Source organism: Massilia sp. BGA-UO-ETr-WB1, assembly GCF_059567845.1.
In genome coordinates this window covers 518,880-537,777 of record NZ_JCAQOT010000023.1, presented here as the reverse complement: position 1 = coordinate 537,777, position 18,898 = coordinate 518,880, and the positions used below count along the sequence as shown (strand labels likewise).

Annotated in this window: 14 protein-coding genes; 4 read left to right on the top strand and 10 right to left on the bottom strand. The window is 69.7% G+C overall.

Features of this window, described 5'->3' with window-relative positions; all coding sequences use genetic code 11:
• Positions 1 to 17 precede the first annotated feature (17 nt).
• The 10 genes from AC56DV_RS10945 to AC56DV_RS10900 form a co-directional block, all read right to left on the bottom strand.
• Positions 18 to 2,045 (bottom strand): glycoside hydrolase family 97 protein, encoded by a 2,028-nt coding sequence (locus AC56DV_RS10945; protein WP_496314300.1) that lies wholly within the window; start codon positions 2,043 to 2,045, stop codon positions 18 to 20.
• A gap of 18 nt (positions 2,046 to 2,063) precedes the next feature.
• Positions 2,064 to 2,846, bottom strand: a complete 783-nt coding sequence (locus AC56DV_RS10940; RefSeq protein ID WP_496314299.1) for a GDSL-type esterase/lipase family protein — start codon at positions 2,844 to 2,846, stop codon at positions 2,064 to 2,066.
• Between the two features lie 4 nt (positions 2,847 to 2,850).
• Positions 2,851 to 4,152: a GDSL-type esterase/lipase family protein gene (locus AC56DV_RS10935; RefSeq protein WP_496314298.1), complete on the bottom strand. Its 1,302-nt coding sequence runs from the start codon at positions 4,150 to 4,152 to the stop codon at positions 2,851 to 2,853.
• Positions 4,153 to 4,303: 151 nt separating this feature from the next.
• Positions 4,304 to 5,977: a methyl-accepting chemotaxis protein gene (locus AC56DV_RS10930; RefSeq protein ID WP_496314297.1), complete on the bottom strand. Its 1,674-nt coding sequence runs from the start codon at positions 5,975 to 5,977 to the stop codon at positions 4,304 to 4,306.
• Between the two features lie 12 nt (positions 5,978 to 5,989).
• Positions 5,990 to 6,199, bottom strand: a complete 210-nt coding sequence (locus tag AC56DV_RS10925; protein ID WP_496314296.1) for a hypothetical protein — start codon at positions 6,197 to 6,199, stop codon at positions 5,990 to 5,992.
• A 107-nt stretch (positions 6,200 to 6,306) separates the two neighbouring features.
• A complete protein-coding gene (locus tag AC56DV_RS10920; RefSeq protein ID WP_496314295.1) occupies positions 6,307 to 7,734 on the bottom strand; it encodes a TolC family outer membrane protein in 1,428 nt (475 codons plus the stop codon).
• A 10-nt stretch (positions 7,735 to 7,744) separates the two neighbouring features.
• Positions 7,745 to 10,798, bottom strand: a complete 3,054-nt coding sequence (locus tag AC56DV_RS10915; protein WP_496314294.1) for an efflux RND transporter permease subunit — start codon at positions 10,796 to 10,798, stop codon at positions 7,745 to 7,747.
• Positions 10,795 to 11,883 carry an efflux RND transporter periplasmic adaptor subunit gene (locus AC56DV_RS10910; protein WP_496314293.1) on the bottom strand — a complete coding sequence of 363 codons (1,089 nt, stop codon included), beginning with the start codon at positions 11,881 to 11,883 and terminating at the stop codon, positions 10,795 to 10,797. Before AC56DV_RS10910 ends, AC56DV_RS10915 begins: the two co-directional genes overlap by 4 nt.
• A gap of 246 nt (positions 11,884 to 12,129) precedes the next feature.
• Positions 12,130 to 12,831, bottom strand: a complete 702-nt coding sequence (locus AC56DV_RS10905) for a TetR/AcrR family transcriptional regulator (protein WP_496314292.1) — start codon at positions 12,829 to 12,831, stop codon at positions 12,130 to 12,132.
• An 80-nt stretch (positions 12,832 to 12,911) separates the two neighbouring features.
• Positions 12,912 to 13,607, bottom strand: coding sequence for a TetR/AcrR family transcriptional regulator (locus AC56DV_RS10900; protein WP_496314291.1), 696 nt, complete (start codon positions 13,605 to 13,607; stop codon positions 12,912 to 12,914).
• A gap of 123 nt (positions 13,608 to 13,730) precedes the next feature.
• On the opposite strand from AC56DV_RS10900, the gene AC56DV_RS10895 reads away from it, so the two are divergent.
• The 4 genes from AC56DV_RS10895 (at position 13,731) to AC56DV_RS10880 (ending at position 18,884) form a co-directional block, all read left to right on the top strand.
• Positions 13,731 to 14,873 (top strand): VOC family protein, encoded by a 1,143-nt coding sequence (locus AC56DV_RS10895; RefSeq protein WP_496314290.1) that lies wholly within the window; start codon positions 13,731 to 13,733, stop codon positions 14,871 to 14,873.
• A gap of 51 nt (positions 14,874 to 14,924) precedes the next feature.
• The gene (locus tag AC56DV_RS10890; RefSeq protein WP_496314289.1) at positions 14,925 to 15,881 is read left to right on the top strand and encodes a fumarylacetoacetate hydrolase family protein; all 957 of its coding nucleotides are present in this window, start codon (positions 14,925 to 14,927) and stop codon (positions 15,879 to 15,881) included.
• Complete coding sequence (locus tag AC56DV_RS10885; protein WP_496314288.1) at positions 15,878 to 16,903, top strand: quinone oxidoreductase family protein; 1,026 nt, start codon at positions 15,878 to 15,880, stop codon at positions 16,901 to 16,903. Before AC56DV_RS10890 ends, AC56DV_RS10885 begins: the two co-directional genes overlap by 4 nt.
• Positions 16,904 to 16,964: 61 nt before the next feature.
• Complete coding sequence (locus AC56DV_RS10880) at positions 16,965 to 18,884, top strand: acyl-CoA synthetase (protein WP_496314287.1); 1,920 nt, start codon at positions 16,965 to 16,967, stop codon at positions 18,882 to 18,884.
• Positions 18,885 to 18,898 lie beyond the last annotated feature (14 nt).

Here is an 18,898-nt window from a genome sequence, read left to right as displayed (position 1 = left end):
TGCTGCCGAATGGCAGGCTACTTCGCCGGGGCGGCGCCGTTTCCGCTTGTGGGCGACAGCACCGCCACCGCGCCGCCGGAACCGGCCAGCGACAGCTTGATGCGGCTTCCCGCCGTCACCTGCGCCTGGCTCGATACCAGCTGGTTGCGGTCTTTGCCGTCCTGCAGGATCTCCGCGCGGTACGTCACCCCGCCTTGCACAAAGGCCAGCGGGATCTCGAGCGTGCGCGCCGCTTCATTGGTCATGGCGCCGATATACCACTGGCTTCCCTTGCGGCGGGCGGTCACGATGTACTGCCCGATATCGCCTTCCAGCACGCGCGTCTCGTCCCACGTGGTGGGCACCTTCGCAATGAAACCGGCGCCGTCGGCCCAACTGCCATCGGCGTTGCGGTAGGCGTCCGGACTGTCGGCCACCATCGCCAGCGGCGAGTCGTACACCACGTACATGGCGACGGCCTGCCCGCGCGTGGTCTGCACGAACGGCCTGGCGGAGCGCACCTGCGCCGGGAACTGCGCCGGCGCCAGCGAGCGGAAGCCGCCGGGCGTGTAATCGATCGCCCCCAGGATCATGCGTGTGAACGGCAGCGTGACGTTGTGCGTCGCCGTAATGCGCTTGCTCCACTTGTTGTACTCCGCTCCCAGCACCCCTTCCTGCGTCATGTAGTTCGGATAGGTGCGCGCCAGGCCGTCCGGCGGATAGGCACCGTGCAGGTTGACCATCAGGCGGTGCGCGGCGGCCTTGCCCAGCAGCTTGTGATAGAAGCCGACCATGTCCTGGTCATTGCGGTCCATGAAGTCCACCTTGATGCCTTTGATGCCCCACGACTGGTACAGCGCCAGCGCGTCGTCCATCTGCCGGTCGAGCTGCTTCCACTGCAGCCACGCCCACACGCCGATCCCCTTGCCGCGCGCGTACGCAATAATGCCCGGCATGTCCATTTGCGCGATCGGGCGCAGCACGTTGGCCGGCGCCGGCGCCTCCGAGCTGCCTTCGTACCAGCCCTCATCGATGAGGATGTAGTCGAGGCCCATGGCGGCGGCAAAGTCGATATAGGCGCGGTAGGTCGCCGTATTCACGCCCGCATCGGGAATGCCGGCGGCCCAGCCGTTCCACCAGTCCCAGGCGGCCTTGCCCGGCTTGATCCAGCTGGTGTCCGCAATGGCGGACGGGCTGCCCAGCGTGGCGATCAGGTTCGACTCGGCCAAGCCGCCCGGCGTGTCGGCCAGCATGATCACGCGCCACGGCGTGGCCAGCGCACCGCCGGCCAGCGACACGCGCACGGCGGGCCGGTTCGACGCCCCTTCCCCGCCTGCGGCCGGGAGCGGCGACAGCGCCACCTGCACGCCCCATCCCCCTTCCCCGCGCCCGGTGTAATACGCGCCGGCATAGTTGCGTTTGTCCGCTTCGGCAATCGCCAGCGTGGTGTTCTTCACGCCGGTTTTGCACACCAGCGGCGCATCGAACAGGTGGGCCGGGCGGATGGCCGATGCCTGCACCGGGTCGAATTCGCCTTCGTGCGAATTCTCGTAGCGTCCGGGATTGAAACCCCAGCACGTGTAATCGGCGGGGAAATGGAAGCCCGTCGCCTCGTCCCGGATATCGAAATCCTTCGCCTGCGCCTGCTGCGGCAAGACGTAGCGGATCGCGACGCCGTTGTCGTACACCCGCGCCACCAGGTTGACCTTCATGGCCGTGCCCTTGCCTGCCAGTTGCAGTTCGATCTGGCTGTAACGGTCGGCAACCTCGGCAGCCTTGCCGGCCACCGGCCGGTAGACCTCGTTGACGCTCTTGCGCTTTACCCCCGTCACCTGCAGCGAGTTGCCGTCCAGCGCACCCTGGCTGGTGTGCAATCCGAGCGGCGAAGGCGCGATCACGGCGGCGCCGTCGCGCGTGACCGCGTAAGCCAGTTTGCCGTCGCGGGCGATCAATTCCACCTTGGTGCGCTGGTCGGGCGAGACTGCCGTGTACGGCGATTGTGCGTGCGGCGACGACGACGACGCCAGCGCGACCAGCGCCGCTATGGCATTGCGGGATAGTTGCATGAGCTGTCCTTGGTGTGATTACCTCAATAGTTGTTCGATGTCGGGACGGATCGCCTCGGCGAGGATCCGGTACCCCTGCTCCGACAAGTGCAGGAAATCGGGCTGCAGCTGCGCCGACAGCTTGCCGTCCGCGCCGGCGAAGCGCGAACCATAGTCATGGAAAAACACGGTCTTGCCATCGTCCAGGGTCTGAACCATCTTGTTGAGCGCGGCCACGTGGCGGCGCTCGGGCGCGTCCGGCAATGCGCCTTCGGGCAATACCGCGTTGAGCAGGATGCGCGCGGCCGGATACTGCTTGCGCAGCGCCGCCACGACCGCCTGGATGCCGGTGAATACCTGCTCCGGCCGTTCGCCGCACAGGTTGATGTTGTTCACGCCGATCATCAGCACCACCAGCTTGGGCTGGAGCGCGGCAATCGCGGGATGTTGCAGGCGCCACAGCACATTGCCCGTGTGGTCGCCGCCGATGCCGAAGTTGGCGGGCTTGAAGCGGCCGAAGTGCGCGTCCCACAGCGCTTCCGGCCACATTTCGGTGAGCGAGTCGCCGACGAACATCACGCCGACATCCCCCTGCGCGGCGCGCGCAACCTGGGCTTCATGCATCTCGCGCCAGCGCGCCGTCGACATCCATGGATAATCGGCGGCGCGCGGCGCGGCATTGGTGGCGCACGCCGGCCGTGTCGCCGCTGCGGGCGCGTCGCCGGCCCAGGCGGCGGACTGTTTGCCTGCGACGCAGGCGGCACAGGCAGCGCAGGCAGCCAGCAATACCCGGCCTGCGGCCCGGTGCATGGTGTTTTTCATAGGTCTACTCCGACAGCAGCTTCTTCAGGCCCGGCTCCAGCGCGCGCGCCCATATCTCATAACCTTTTTCACCCGGGTGCAGCAAGTCGGGCATGACATCGCGCGGCAGCGTGCCGTCCGGGTTCAGCATGGCGGCGTTGAGGTCGGCGAAGAACACCTGCCGTCCGTCCGCATAGCCGGCGATGATACGGTTGACGCGTTCGTTGAGGCGGCGCAGCGATGCCGACGGCTGCTCTTCGCGCGGGAAAATCGCCAGCAGCAGCACCTTGGTGCGCGGCAGGCGGCGCTGCAATTCATCGATGATGGCCTTGACGCCGGCGGCCGTGGCCTCGGGTTCGTCCTGCCGGTCGCCCGCGTTGTTAGTGCCGATCATCAGCACCGCCACCTTGGGCGCAATGCCGTCGATCTCGCCGTGCTGCAGGCGCCACAGCACGTTTTCCGTATGGTCGCCGCCAAAGCCCAGCGCCACCGCGTTGTGCTGCTCGTAGTAGCGCTTCCATACCGGCAGGCCGGCCTTTTCCCAGCCCTCGGTGATGGAATCGCCGATGAAGACGAGTTCGGGATTCTTGCCCGCCTCCTTGAGCTGGCGGAGCTCCGCCAGCTTCTGTTCGTGGCGTGCTTCCCACTTGCCCAGTGCCCACGCGTGCGTCAGCGGGGCCGGCGTGGTGGCGACGGTGCGGTAATCCGGGCATTCCGCGTTCGGTTTGCCGTGCGGTACCAGCTTGATGTTGGCCACCGCCACTTCGCCGGCGCCGTTGCCTTCCAGCGCGAACGGCATGGACACCTTGCTGAAGTCGTCCTGCGCGCGGGCGAAGCACGCCAGCGAAAACGACAGGCGCTGCCAGCCCTTGCCCTGCAGCGCGCGGCCCTGCAGCACGTAAGGCACTTTGCGGTTGCATTCCGGGCCGCAGCGCATCGTGAAGTAGATGCCGCCGTCGGACAGGTCGGTCACGTGGATGTCGAATTCCAGCGTGCCGCCGCCGTCGCCGCCGTCGCCGATATACGGACGCAGGTCAAGCGGCGCGCCGCCGTCCAGGCGCAGGCTGGCAAACCACGCGTCCTTCCAGCGCAGGGTGAGCGCGCCGTCCCTGCCTGCGGCATGGCCCGCGCGGGCGCGCACCATGCCGTTGGGTGCATGCGAACCGGCCGGCTTGGGCAGGGTCAGGTCATCTCCCGTCAACACCTGTTCGGGGCTTTCGAAGCCGGCCACGGTCACCTGCCATGAAGGCGACGGCTTGCCGGCATACAGGGAAATGGGACGTTCGCCGGCGGCATGGGAGGACAGCATCCAGGCCGACAGGGACACGGCTGAGAGAAGTCGTATGCACTGCTTCATCAACGGGCTTTGTTTGATTGGACTGCCCCGATTGTGCAGGCAGCACGCAAGCAGTGCAATTACGAAAACGGCCAATCGCGGGAACGAAATTTCCGCTGGCCGCTTTTGCCGCCAGGCCCGCTTACCGCGCGCGGCCCGCTTCCCTGCGCTGGCCGATCAAGCCCGGCGAACCGGCCTGCCGGGCGGCCGCCGAGAACGGCAGCACGCGGCCGCCGGGCCGCGTGGCCGGCGGCGTCAGCTTGAACACCGCGATGGCCGCGCGCAGGTGTTCGGCCTGTTCGCGCAGGCTGTTGGCGGCCTGTGCCGACTGCTCCACCATGGCGGCGTTCTGCTGGGTGTTGCGGTCCATGTCGGCCACGGCGTGGTTGATCTGGTCGATGCCGCTGCTCTGCTCCGCGCTGGCTTCGGCCATGTCGGCCATGATGCCGTCCACCTGGCGCACCGAGGCGACGATGCTTTCCATGGTCTCGCCGGCCTCCGCCACCTGGCGGTTGCCCGCCTCCAGACGCTGCACGGTGTCGTCGATCAGGCGCTTGATCTCCTTGGCCGACGCGGCCGAGCGCTGCGCCAGCGCGCGCACCTCGCCCGCCACCACGGCAAAGCCCCGTCCCTGCTCGCCCGCCTTGGCCGCCTCCACCGAGGCGTTCAGGGCCAGCAGGTTGGTCTGGAAGGCGATGCCGTCGATCAGGCTGATGATGTCCTCGATGCGCTTGCCGGCCTTGCTGATCTCGGCCATCGTGGCGCCCACCCGCGCCACGGCTTCGCCGCCGCGCGCGGCCACCGCCGTGGCCTGCCCCACCAGCTGGCTGGCCACCTGGGCGTTGCCTGCGTTCTGGCGCACGGCCAGCGCCAGCTGCTCCATGCTGGAAGCGGTGTCCTCCAGGCTGGTGGCCTGCTGCTCGGTGCGCGCCGACAGGTCCATATTGGCGTCGGCGATTTCGCGCGTGGCGACGGCCATGGTGTCCACGTTGCCGCGCACGTCGCCCATCATGGCCACCAGGTTCATATTCATCTGCTGCATGGCGCGCAGCATCTGGCCCACGTCGTCGCCGCGCGTGGTGGCGATGTTGCCGCTCAGGTCCCCGCCGGCGATGGCGCGCGCGGCCACGATCGCCTCTTGCATCGGGATGCCGACCGTGTGCCGCACCGTGTACTCCAGCACCGCGATGACCAGCACGCCGAGCGCGCCTGCGCCGGTGATGAAGGCGCCCACGCGCCCTTCCAGCAGCGTGGCCCCGGCCACGCCGATGGCGGCAAACAGCATGGCGATCGATGCCAGCGCGGCCACGATGGGCCAGCGCAGCGAGGAGCCCAGCAGCCGCGCCGTCAGTCCGGCCAGCCCGGTGCGAACCACCTGCCCCTGGCGCATCGCCAGCCGTTCCGGGTTGCCGCGCCGGATTGCGCGGTAGACTTCTTCGGCGCGCGCCACGTCGGCGGCCGCCGGTTTGCGGCGCACCGACAGGTAGCCCGTCACCACACCGCCCTCCTGCAGCGGCGTGGCGCTGGCCTCGACCCAGTAGTAGCCGCCGTCCTTGCGGCGGTTTTTCACCAGGCCGTTCCAGGGCAGGCCGGCGCGCAGCGTGCGCCACATGTCGTGGAAGGCTTCGGTCGGCATGTCCGGGTGGCGCACCAGGTTGTGCGGCGCGCCGATCAGTTCCTGTTCCGTGAAGCCGCTCACTTCGATGAAATACGGATTCACATAGGTGATCCGGCCCTTGAGGTCCGTCTTGGACACGATGTACTTGCCATCGGCCAGGTGGTGTTCGTTGCTGTAGATGGGGAGATTGAGTCGCATGCTGCTCTCTCTTTATGAATTCGGATTGATGACGGGCGGCGCAGGCTCGCCGGCTTCGGCCTGGACCGGCCGCGCCGGCCGGGCCGGCGCCGGGTTGCGGCCGACATCGAGCCGGAAAAAATCGATGGCGGCCTGGAACGCTTCGCTCTGGCGTTCCCGCTGGCGGCCGGCCTCGCGCCCGCCGCGGGCCTGCTGCGCGAGCTGTTCGATGATCATCTTCATGTGATGCCCCTTGCTTCCTGAACCGCCTTGATCGGTCGGCGCAGCCGCCGGCGGATGCTGCGGGCTGACACCGGTAATGCCGAGGTCCGCGCCGCCGCGGACGAGCTTTAGCGCTCCAGCCAAGGGCCGAGGCCGCGCAGGCTGTCTTCGTCCAGTTCGCCGACTGCCTGCGCCAGGCGCAAGCGGCCCAGCAGGTAGTCGGCCCGGCCCTGCACCAGGTCCAGCTCGGCCGAGAACAGGCGCTGCTGCGCATCCAGCACGTCCAGCGCGGTGCGGGTGCCGACGTCGCGGCCGCGCGTGGTGGCGTCCAGCGCGCTGCGCGCCGACGCCAGCGCCTGCTCCTGGGCCGCCACGCGCGATACGCCCGTGGTCACGGCCAGGTAACCTTCCTGCACCTGCAGGCGCACGTCGCGCTGCGCCGCCGCCAGTTGCAGCTCGGCCTGGCCGAAGCGGGCCACCGCTTCGCGCTGGCGCGAGTCGAGCGCGCCGCCGGCGTACAGCGGCACGTTCAGCACCAGCCCCACCGAAGCGGTGCGGTCGCCGTCCGGCGCCACCAGCGGCGAGAGCCCGCCGCGCTGCTGCTTGGCGCCATAGCTGGCCACCAGGTCCAGCGTGGGACGGCCGGCCAGGCTGTGCCTGGACAACTCGGCGTTGGCGATAGCCTGCTCGGACTGGCGCGCCATCACCAGCGAGCTGCTGGCGGCCGCGCGCGCCTGCCAGTCGGCCAGCGCGGCCGGCTGCGGCGGACGCGGCACGAAGCGCGCGGCCAGCGGCGCCAGCTGGTTGGGCGGCGTGCCCGTGGTTTCGCGGAACTGCGCCCGGCGCAGCTCCAGCACCGACTGGGCCGACACTTCACGGGTGGTGACCGCGTCCAGCCGCGCCTGCGCTTCCTGCACGTCGGTGATGCGGTCCTGGCCGACGTCGAAGCGGGCCTGGGCGCGTTCGCGCTGCTGGCGCACGGCGGCCAGTTCGGCCTGCACCACGCGCACGGTTTCCTCTGCCACCAGCACGCCAAAGTAGGCTTGCGCCACGCGCAGCGCCAGCTGCTGGCGCGCGGCCGTGAACTGGGTCTGCGCCAGCGTGGACTGCTCGCGCAGCTGGCGCCGGCTGGCCTTGGCGCCCAGGTCGTACAGCGGCTGCACCAGCTGCACGCTGGCCTGGGCAGCGGTACCGGTGCTGCTGCCGCCGCTACCGAGGCTGCCCAGGCTGCCCAGGCTGCTGCCCGCGCCCGCATCGGACACCGGCAGCGCAGCCAGCGCGTCCGCATCGCCGCCGCTCTGGCGGTTGTGCAGCCGGTTCACGCCCAGCTGCAGGTTGACGCGCGGGCGCAGCAAGGCGTCGCCCTGCACCGATTTCTCGCGTCCTGCCGCCAGCGACTGCTCGTCGGCCAGGCTGGCCGGGTCGTTGCGCAGGGCCTGGCGGTACGCTTCCGCCACATCCATGCCCATGCCCATGCCGTGCGCCGCGCCGCCATGCAGCGCCAGCAGCAGGCCCAGGCCCAGCGCCGCCGGCAGGGTTTTCAAAGTCATCTTCATTTCATTCTCCTCAGGCTGCCGCCGGACGCTGGACGCGATAGCACGCCGCGTACAGGGCTGGCAGGAAAAACAGGGTCAACAGGGTTGCCACGGCCAGGCCGCCCATGATGGCCCAGGCCATCGGGCCCCAGAACACCGAATGGGTCAGCGGCACCATGGCCAGGATGGCCGCCAGCGCGGTCAACACGATGGGGCGCAAGCGGCGCACCGCCGATTCCACGATCGCGTCCCACAGCGGCGTGCCGTGGGATACGTCCTCGTCGATCTGCACCACCAGGATCACCGAATTGCGGATGATCATGCCGGCCAGCGCGATCACGCCCAGCATGGCCACGAAGCCGAACGGGATCTGGAACGCGGCCATCACCAGCGCCACGCCGATCAGGCCGAGCGGCGCGGTCAGCAGCACCAGCCCCATCTTCTTCATGTCCTGCAGCTGCACCATCAACAGCAGCAGCACCACGATGACGGTGACCGGCATCACGGCGAACACCGAGGCCTGGGCCTTGGCGCTGGACTCCAGCGCGCCGCCGATCTCGATGCCATAGCCCATCGGCAGCTCCTTGTTCAGCGCTTCCAGCTTGGGCCAAATGGCGTTGGTGACGTCCGGCGCCTGGGCGCCGGCGATGTCGGCGCGCACCGTCAAGGTCGGGATGCGGTTGCGGCGCCACATTTCGCTTTCCTCGCTGTCCAGCGTCAGGCGCGCCACCTGCGACACCGGCACGAATTTGCCTTCGCGCAGATAGATCTTGGCGTCCTTCAGGTTGTTCAAGTCGGTGCGTTCTTCAGCCACCAGGCGCGCCAGCACGGCGATCGACTGGTCATCCTCGCGGTACTGGGTGATCGGCGTGCCCGACAGCGACGCCTGCAGCGCGGCCTTGATCTGCACCGAACTCACGCCCAGCGCGCGGGCCTTGTCCTGGTCCACGTCCACCCGCACGCGCTTCACGCGCTCGGCCCAGTCTTCATTGACGGCGCGCACGTGCGGCTCGCTGCGCACGACGGCGCTCACCTTGGTGGCGATCTCGCGCACCTTGGCCGGTTCGTTGCCGTACACGCGGAACTGCACCGGATAGCCGACCGGAGGCCCGTTCTCCAGGCGGTTGACGCGGCCGCGCACATTGGCGAAGCGCTCGTCGAGCAGCTTGCGCAGCTTGACCACCACGCGCTCGCGCGCCTCGCCGCCCTTGGTCATCACCATCAGTTCGCCCAGGTTCAGGTTGGGCGTCTGCACGTCCAGCGGCAGGTAGAAGCGCGGCGCGCCTTCGCCGACGAAGCTGGTGACGGCCTCGATGTCCGGGTCGGCCTTCAGCTGGCGTTCCAGTTCGCGCACTTCGCGCTCGCTGGCCTCGAAGGTGGACGCCTTGGGCATCCACAGGTCCACCATCAGTTCGGGACGGTCGGAGGACGGGAAGAACTGCTGCGGCACCGCCTTGAACACCAGCAGCGAGCCGACGAAGGCGGCCAGCGTGAAGGCGATCACCCAGCCGCGGCGGCGCAGGCACCAGTCCACCAGCTTGCGGAACTTGACGTAGAAGCCGCGCTGGTACACCGCGTTCTCGTCGTGGTGCGCGTGCGGTTCTTCCTTGAGCAGCTTGAAGCCGATGTAGGGGGTGAACAGCACCGCCACTACCCACGACAGGATCAGCGCGATGCCCACCACCTGGAACAGCGAATACACGTACTCGCCGGTGCCGGACTTGGCGAAGCCCACCGGCAGGAAGCCGGCGGCCGTGATCAGGGTGCCGGTCAGCATGGGGAAGGCGGTGGCCGTGTAGGCATAGGTGGCCGCGCGCGTCTTGTCCCAGCCCTGCTCCAGCTTGAGGGCCATCATTTCCACCGCGATGATGGCGTCGTCCACCAGCAGGCCCAGGGCGATGATCAGCGCGCCCAGCGAAATGCGCTGCAGGTCGATGCCCAGGATCCACATGACGAGGAAGGTCATGCCCAGCACCAGCGGGATGCACAGCGCCACCACCAGGCCGCTGCGCACGCCGAGCGAGAAGAAGCTCACCGCCAGCACGATGGCCACCGCCTCGGCCAGGCTGCGCTTGAATTCATGCACCGAGTGCGCCACCACGCGCGGCTGGTCGCTCACGGCGTGGATCTGCACGCCGACCGGCAGGCTGGCCTGGATGCGCTTGACGGTGTCGTCCAGCTGCTGGCCCAGGCGGATCACGTCGCCGCCCTTGCGCATGCTGACGGCCAGGCCCAGCGCGGGCTGGCCGTTGTAGCGCATGCGCGCCACGGCCGGATCGGCGAAGCCGCGCCGCACTTCGGCGATGTCGCCCAGGCGGAAGGTGCGCTGCCCGGCGCGGATGCCGATGGCGCGGATGCCTTCCACCGAATCGAACTCGCCGCTGACGGTCAGGCGCACCTGCTCGGCGGCCGTCTGCACGGTGCCGGCGGCGGCCACCGTGTTGGCCTGGGCCAGCGTGGCGGCGATCAGCGCCGGATCCACGCCCAGCGAGGCCAGCTTGGCGGTCGACATTTCGACGAAGATCTTTTCTTCCTGCTTGCCGACCAGGTCCACCTTGTTGACGTCGCCCACGCGCAGGAATTCGTTGCGCGCCGCGTCGGCCATCTTGCGCAGGTCGGCGTAATCGAAGCCGTCGCCGGTGAGCGCGTACATATTGCCGAAGGTGTCGCCGAATTCATCGTTGAAGAACGGCCCCTGCACGCCCTGCGGCAGCGTGTGGTTGATGTCGGCCAGCTTCTTGCGCACCTGGTACCACACCTCCGGCACGTCGGACGGCGGCACCGCGTCGCGCAGGTTGATCTTGATCTGGGTCTCGCCCGGCTTGACGTAGGTCGACATGTAGTCGATCGCCGCCACGCCCTGCAGCTTGCGCTCGACCGGGTCGGTCACCTGGTCGGCCATCTGCTGGGCCGAGCTGCCGGGCCAGTTCACCTGCACCACCATGGTCTTGATGGTGAAGTCCGGGTCTTCCTTCTGGCCCAGGCTGCCGTACGCCAGGATGCCGGTCACGGTCAGCAGCAACAGCAGGAAAGCGATCATCTGCTGGTGCTTGAGCGCCCATTCGGACAGGTTCACGCCCTTCATTTCGCGCCTCCGGCCAGCAGCACGCGCTGATCGGGCTGCAGCATGTGCACGCCGGCCGTCACCACGGTTTCGCCGCCTTTCAGGCCGGACGTCACCAGCACGCTGTCGTTCTGCGCGCTGCCCAGCTTGACCTCGCGCGCGGCCACGCGCTGCGATTTCGCATCCACCACCCACACTTTGCGCTGGCCGCCGGCATCGACGATGGCCGTCAGCGGCAGGCGGATGGCGCGCTGGCCTTCCACGTCGGGCGCCTGCACGGACGCGGTCATGCCCAGGCGCAGCAGCGCCGGATCCGGCTCGGCGATGGCGATGCGCGCCGAATAGGTGCGCGTCACGCTGTCGGTATCCGGGGCCAGTTCGCGCAGCGTGCCGGTCCAGCTCTTGCCCGGATGGGCCCACACCGTCACCTGCAGCTGCCTGGCCTTGCGCAGCTCGTCGAGGCGCGATTCGGGAATGCTGATGACCACTTCGCGCTCGCCGTCGGCGGCCACGGTGGCCACCTGCTGGCCGGCGGACACCACCTGGCCGGCCTCGGCGTGCAGCGCCGTGACCACGCCGTCGCGGTCGGCCGTCAGCGTGGTGTAGCCGCGCTGGTTGGCGTTGAGCTGGTGGCGCGCCTGCGACGCGCGCAGCTGCGCCTCGGCCTGCTGCAGCGCCAGGCGCTGGTGGTCCGCTTCGGCCTGCGAGGCGAACTGGCGCGCCAGCAGCGTTTCGGCGCGCTGCAGGTCCACCTTGGCCTGGGCCACGCGGCTGCGGGCGGCGTCCACCTCGGCGCCGGTCGCGGCCAGCTGCAGGCTTTCCTGCGCCGTGTCGAGCTGCATCAGCGGCTGGCCGCGCTTGACGTAGCTGCCCACCTCCACCATGCGCGCCACGATCTTGCCGCCGGAGCGGAAGCCCAGCTGGCTTTCATAGCGGGCGCGGATCTCGCCCGAATAGGTGGCGTCGACGGTGCCGTTGCTCTCGCCGGCCACCACGGTGCGCACCGGGCGCACTTCCTCGTGCCGGGCCGGCTGTTCTTTGGCGCAGCCTGCCAGCAGGGCGGCAGCGGCGACGGCCAGGGCCGCCTTCTGAAAATTCTGGTTCACTTAAAAGTCCTCCAAGGTCAGGTTTAACCGGAATATACACCATACCGACGTATTTGTCATTATGACGTTTAATTCACAGTGACATTGCATACATTTTGAGCGCGCAGCAGCACGCGGCCGGCGCCGCAGGGCGCCCGCCGGAAGGACAGGGAGGGTGAAAACGGGGGGAAGGGAGCGGGAACGCCCGCAGACAAGCGCCTGCGGGCGGGCAACCGCCTCACGCGCCGCTCAGGCGCGCGGCTAGCCTCAGGCGCCGGACGGCGCCTGGGCGGCGGCGCGCGCCTGGGCGCGCGCCAGCAGGGAATCGGCGGCCGGCGTCAGCCTGGGCAGCGGGCCCGCCGCCAGCTGCGCGGCTTCGGCCACGCCCATGCCCAGCATGCGCATCATGGCCGCCGCGATCTGGTCCGGATAATCCTTGGACACCCGGCCGCGCGCCATGCGGTCGAGCGCGGCCATGCCGGCGCCGCCCACCAGGTCCAGCATGATCTCGAGCGGCCCGGCGGCGAACACGCCCTGCTGCTGCCCCTCCTCCAGGTCGGCCGGCAGGTAGCGGAAGGTGGCGTTGTTCTGCACCAGCATGCGCATGCCGGCCGCCGCCAGGAAGCGCGCCAGCAGGCGGTTGGTGCGCGCCAGGTGCAGATAGCAGCGGAAGGCCGTGACCACGCGCGCGGCCGGGTCGGCCACCCCGCCCACCACCGGTTCGATCAGCTGCACCACTTCGCCGCTGAGTTCATCGGCCACCGCCACCAGCAAGTCTTCATTGGTGCGGAAATAGTTATAGAACGAGCCCTGCGACACTTCGGCCGCCGCCACCACGTCGGGAATGACGCTGGCGCCGACGCCCTTGTCGGCAAACACGATCATGGCGCTCTCGATCAGGCGCCTGCGCATGCGCTCGCGCCGCTCGGCGGCCACGCGGGGCCGGTGGTCAACAGCTTTTTCGGACATAAACGCTCCGGTATCAGGTTGTAGGTTAATTAATCAGCTTGCTTAGGTTGAACTGCGTGTCATCCTGACAATCGGCGCGATCATACCAGATCCGGCTGGCCGGCGAACAAGCGCGTGCGCCGCAGCAGCGAGGCGGGCGGCAGCTCGAAGGCCGGCAGCGGCAGCGCCGTCAGGCGCACCGCCTCCGCCTCGTCCAGTCCCAGCGCGCGCAGCATGGCGCGCGCGCTGGCGTCCGGATAGTCCTCGGCGAGCGGCTCGCGCACCGCGGAACAGGCGGCGCTGAGCATCACGCCCACCAGCATGTCGCCGCCGACGCCCGGGCCGATGTCGCCGAAACGGCCCGCCGCCACGCCCTGCTCCACGTCGCGCGCCAGGAAGCGCGCCCCCAGCAGGCTGCTGTTGGCGGCCGGGAACGGCAGGCGCGCCATGAAGCTGCCATACAGCGGGAAGCTGCGCACCGCGTGCAGCAGCAGCCGGGTGCCGCAGGCGATGCGCTCGGCCGGGTCGTCGCAGCGCAGCACCACCGGGTCGATGGCGAGCAGCAGCTCGTCGTTGATTTCATTGGCCACGGCGGCCAGCAATTCCTCATTGGTGCGGAAGTAGTTATAAAACGAGCCGCGCGCCACGCCCGCCTGGGCGATAACGTCCTCGATGACGGCATTGGGGCCTTTCTGCGCGAAAACCAGCAGCGCGCTCTCGAGCAATTTGGCGCGCGTCTTCTCGCGCCGCTCGGCGGCCACGCGGGTGCGGTGGTTCGGGGTGTCTGCTGTAGTCATATTCGTCCTTCAGGCCCATTGTACGCAAATTTTGATTGACACACCAGTCATTCTGACGTTACTGTCACTATCACAAACGAGCCGGCAGCCTTTCTGTGCCGCCGGATGAGACAGGAGACCCCTATGAAACAAGCATCCCTAGCTGCGCTGCGCACGCCGCCGGCTTATCCGCAAAGCGCCCTGCCGGCAGGCGTCCAGCAGCTGCAGCGGCCGGCGCCGCTGGTCAAGGCCCAGTCGCTGGCCTTCCTGATGTTCGAGAAGCCCGACCTGGCCGCCGCCGAAGCCTTCCTCACCGACTTCGGCATGCTGCGCGTGCCCGACAGCGGCGGCCGGCTGCTGATGCGGGGCCACGGCAGCGCCCCCGCCATCTACCTGGCGCGGCGCGGTCCCCGCTCGCGCTATGTGGGCGCCGCCTTCACCGTGGCCACGCAGGCGCAGCTGCAGATCCTGCAGGCCCAGGCCGGCGCGCGGCCGCTGGACGCGGCCGAGATTCCCGGCGGCGGCATGGGCGTGGAACTGGTGGACCCGGCCGGCAACCTGCTGTGGCTGATCACCGGCCAGCGCCCCGCCGCGGCGCTGCCGCTGCGCGCGCCGCTGCACCCGTACACCAACTGCCACGGCGACGTGCGGCGCGTGAACGCCACCGTGCGCCCGCCGCTGGAGCCGGCCGCGGTGGCCAAGCTGGGCCACGTGGTGCTGCAGACGGTGGATTTCCCCGGCATGGCGGCGTGGTACATGCGCCACCTCGGCCTGATCCCCACCGATGTGCAGTACCTGGCCGACGGCTCGCCCAACCTGGCCTTCATGCGCCTCGACCTGGGCGCCACCCCGGCCGACCACCACAGCTTCGTGCTGGCCGGCGGCATCGAGGAAAAGTACGAGCACAGCGCCTACGAGGTGGTCGACCTGGACGCCCTGGGCCAGGGCCAGAACGTGCTGCGCGCCAAAGGCCACCGCCATATGTGGGGCATCGGCCGCCACATCCTGGGCAGCCAGCTGTTCGACTACTGGTACGACCCGGACGGCATGGAGTTCGAGCACTACACCGACGGCGACATGTTCACCGCCGGCCACGAAACCCATTACGTGCCGCTGGAGCTGTCCGGCATCTGGGCCTGGGGCGACGACGTGCCCGCCTCGATGGGCGTGCAGCGCAACCTCGGCACCGTGCTCAAGATCGTGCGCCTGCTGTGGCAGCGCCGCCTGTCGCTGGGCCGGCTCAAGCTGCTGGGCAGCGCTATGGCCAATCCGCGTCCCTGGCTGTAGGCCGGGCCGCATTTAATCCACGCATCCAACCGAATTCTCAAGGAGTACATCATGGCAGTTCAAGTCGTCCACTTCATGCATGAAGGAGCGCCCGCCTGGGGCGTGGTGCACGGCCGGCGCGTAGCGCCGCTGGCGCGCCGTTACGCCGGCACCGCAGGTTTCGTCGGCGAAGGGATCGATGAAGCCTGGGCCAGCACCCCGGCCCAGGCCACCCTGGAACTCGACGCGCTGGACCTGCTCTCGCCGGTCAGCGCCGACCGCCAGTTCCTGTGCCAGGGCACCAACTACGCCAGCCATGTGCGCGAGTCGGGCATGGATCCGGACAAGATCCCGTTCAACACGCTGTTTACCAAGGCGCCCTCCTGCCTGGCGCCGGCGCAGGCCGACATCGTGCGCCCGGCCCACGTGCGCCTGCTCGACTACGAGGTGGAACTGGGCCTGGTGCTGCGCCGCCCCATCACCGGCCCGGTCACGGTGGCGCCGGACACGCTGCACGAATGGCTGGCCGGCGTGACCATCGTCAACGACATCTCGGCGCGCGACGTGCAGCTGCCGCAAACGCAGTTCTACAAGGGCAAGAGCTACCGCGGCTTCGGCCCCACCGGGCCGTTCCTGCTGCTGCTCACGCCGGCCGAATGGCGGCGCTGGCCGGAACTGCGCATGCGCCTGCAGGTGAACGGCCAGCTGCGCCAGGACGCCTATTGCGGCGACATGATCTTCAAGCCGCACCAGACGCTCACCGAGCTGTCGGCGCTGCACGACCTGCAGCCGGGCGACCTGATCGCCACCGGCACGCCGGCCGGCTGCGCCGCGCGCGCGCCCGGCAAGCTGGCCATGTGGGTGATGCGCCATCTGCTGTCGGACGGCGCCAAGTGGCGCCTGTTCATCCAGAAGGGCCTGAGCAACCCTGCCTACCTGAAGCCGGGCGACGTCATCACGGCCGACATCCGCAGCGACGACGGCGCGCTCGACCTCGGCCTGCAGCGCAACCGCGTGGTGGCGGCGTGAACGGCTCCTGCATGGCGGCCATGCTGGGCCAGTTCGGCGGACCGGAACAACTGAAGCTGCGCGAGATGCCGCTGCCGGCGCCGGGGCGCGGCCAGATCGTGGTGCGCGTGCGGGCGGCCTCCGTCAACCCGATCGACACGCGCCGGCGCGGCGGCTACGGCCGCCGCATGCTGTCGGTGGTGGGCGCGGCGCGCCTGCCGCTGGTGCTGGGCAATGACTTCGCCGGCACCGTGTGCGCGGTCGGGCGCGGCGTGACCGCCTTCCGCGAAGGCGACGCCGTGTTCGGGGCCAAGCCGCCGTCCAGCCAGGGCAGCCACGCCACCCACGTGGCGGTGGACGCCGGCCTGGCGCTGCACCAGCCGCAGGGCATGGCGGCCGAGCAGCTGGCCGCGCTGCCCTACAACTTCCTCACCGTGTCACGCGCGCTGGCCGGCGCCGGCATCACGCGCAGCGCCGTGCACGGACGCGAGGTGCTGGTGCACGGCGCCTCCGGCGGCCTTGGCCTGATCGCGCTGCGCCTGCTGCACGCCATGGGCGCGCGTGTCACCGCAGTGGCCGGCGCGCGGCGCGAAGCCTGCCGCCAGGCCGGCGCGGCCAGCGTGCTGGACCGCCACAGCACGCCGCTGCGCGCGCTGCCCCGCCACTTCGCCGCCACGCTGAACTTCGGCAGCTGGGAGGACGAGGCGGCGTTGCTGGACCTGCTCGCCCCGCGCGCGCTGGGCCACGCCACCACCGTCCATCCCCTGCTCGGCCAGCTCGACCGCAACGGCCTGGCCGGCGGCCTGGCCGGCGCCTGGCTGGAGAAGCGGCGCATGGCGGCCCGGGTGCCGGCCGGCGCGCGCTACGCCTGGACCGTGTTCCGGCCCGATCCCGCCGCGCTGGCCCACCTGGCCGAGTTCGCGCCGCAGCTGCAGCTGCCCACGGAGCTGGTGCGCTTCGCGCTGCCGCGCGCCTGGCAGGCGCACTGCCACGTGGAACGGCAGCAGCCGGGCCGCGCCATCCTGCTGCCCTACATGACCTGAACAAGACTTGAACAAGACTTGAACAAGCAACACGACTTGAACGACAAACCAAGGAGACATCATGCATGACCAAAACCCTTGCGCCGCGCCGGCGCGCGCCCCCGTGCGCTCGCTGGCCGACGTGCACCTGCTGGAAGAAACAAGCTGGCAAGACCAGCTGCCGGCCCACACCACCTACGAGCTGCTGCGCCAGGCCAGCGCGCGCCACCCGCAGCGCACCGCGCTGCACTTCCTGCTGCGCGGCGAGGCGGATGCGCCGGCACCCGCCGTCAGCTACCAGCAACTGTTCGAACGCGTGACCCAGGCCGCCAACGCCTTCCACCAGGACGGCATCGGCAACGGCCGCGCGGTCACCCTGCTGCTGCCCAACCTGCCCGAAACCCACTACGCGCTGTGGGGCGCGCAGGCGGCCGGCATCGCATCGCCGGTCAATCCGCTGCTGGACGTGGCCCATATCGCCTCCATTATCGACGCCACCAAGGCGCAGGCGCTGGTGACGCTGGGTCCGCAACCCGGCAGCGACGTGTGGCAAAAAGCCATGGCCGTGCTGGAGCACTGCCCGACCCTGGCCACCGTGTACGTGGTGGGCCTGGACGCCGACGGCGTGGCAGCCGCGCGCGCCGCGCTCCCGGGTCTGCGCGCCGGCGTGCGCCTGCTGTCCTTCTCCGACGCGATGGCGGAGCAGCCAGCCGGGCGCCTGCTGTCCGGACGCCTGATTTTGCCGGACGACGTGTGCGCCTACTTCCATACCGGCGGCACCACCGGCCTGCCCAAAGTGGCGCTGCACACCCACCGCAACGAAGCCTTCGTGGCCGCCATGCTGGCGCGGCTGCAGCCGGACCCGCACGTGGTGCTGTGCGGCCTGCCGCTGTTCCACGTGAACGGCGCCATGGTCACCGGCCTGGGCGCCTTCCATGCCGGCTGGGAAGTGGTGATGCTGACGCCGCAGGGCTACCGCGGTCCCGGCGTGCTGGCCAATTTCTGGCAGCTGGTGCAGCGCTTCCGCGCCACCACCTTCAGCGGCGTGCCCACCATCTTCGCCACGCTGGCCGGCCTGCCGAAAGGCGGCGCCGACATCTCGTCGCTGCGCCAGGCCTTCTGCGGCGCCGCCCCCTTGCCGCCGGAAGTGGCGCGCCGCTTCGAGGAAACGGCCGGCATTTCCCTGTGCGAGGGCTACGGGCTGACCGAAACGGCCTGCATCGCCACCATCCACCCGGTGGGCATCGCGCGCCGCGAAGGCAGCGTCGGCCTGCGCCTGCCGCACCAGGCGCTGCAGGCGTGGCAGGTGGACGCCAACGGCCTGGCCACGCGCGCCTGCCACGAGGGCGAGGTCGGCGTGATCGGCGTGTGCGGACCGAACGTATTCCCCGGCTACCTGAACCAGCGCGACAACGCCGGCATCTGGCTCAAGCCCGGCTGGCTCAACACGGGCGACCTGGGCTACATCGACGGCGAAGGCCACCTGCACCTGACCGGTCGCGCCAAGGACCTGATCATCCGGGGCGGCCACAATATCGACCCGGCCATGATCGAGGACGCGATGCTGCGCCACCCCGCCGTGGCGCTGGCCGCCGCGGTGGGCCAGCCCGACGCCCACGCCGGCGAGCTGCCGGTGGTGTACGTGACGCTGAAGCCGGGCGCCCTGGCCACGCCGGAAGCGCTGCAGGCGGCCGCGCGCGACCTGGTGCCGGAACGCGCCGCCGTGCCGGTGCGGGTCGAGGTGCTGGCGCAACTGCCGCTGACGGCGGTGGGCAAAGTGGCCAAGGCCGAACTGCGCCTGCGCGCCGCCGAGCACTTGCTGGGCCAGTTGCTGGCGCAGCAAGGCATCGCCGCCGCGCTGGCCGTGCAGGCCGATCCGGCGCGCGGCACCGTGGTGCGGCTGCGCTGCGCCCCGGCCGACGCCGCCCAGGCGCGCAGCCTGCTGGCGCCCTTCCCCTTCCTGGTCGACCTGCTGCCGCCGGCGGACAAGGAGCCGGCATGAATCAGCAATCGAGT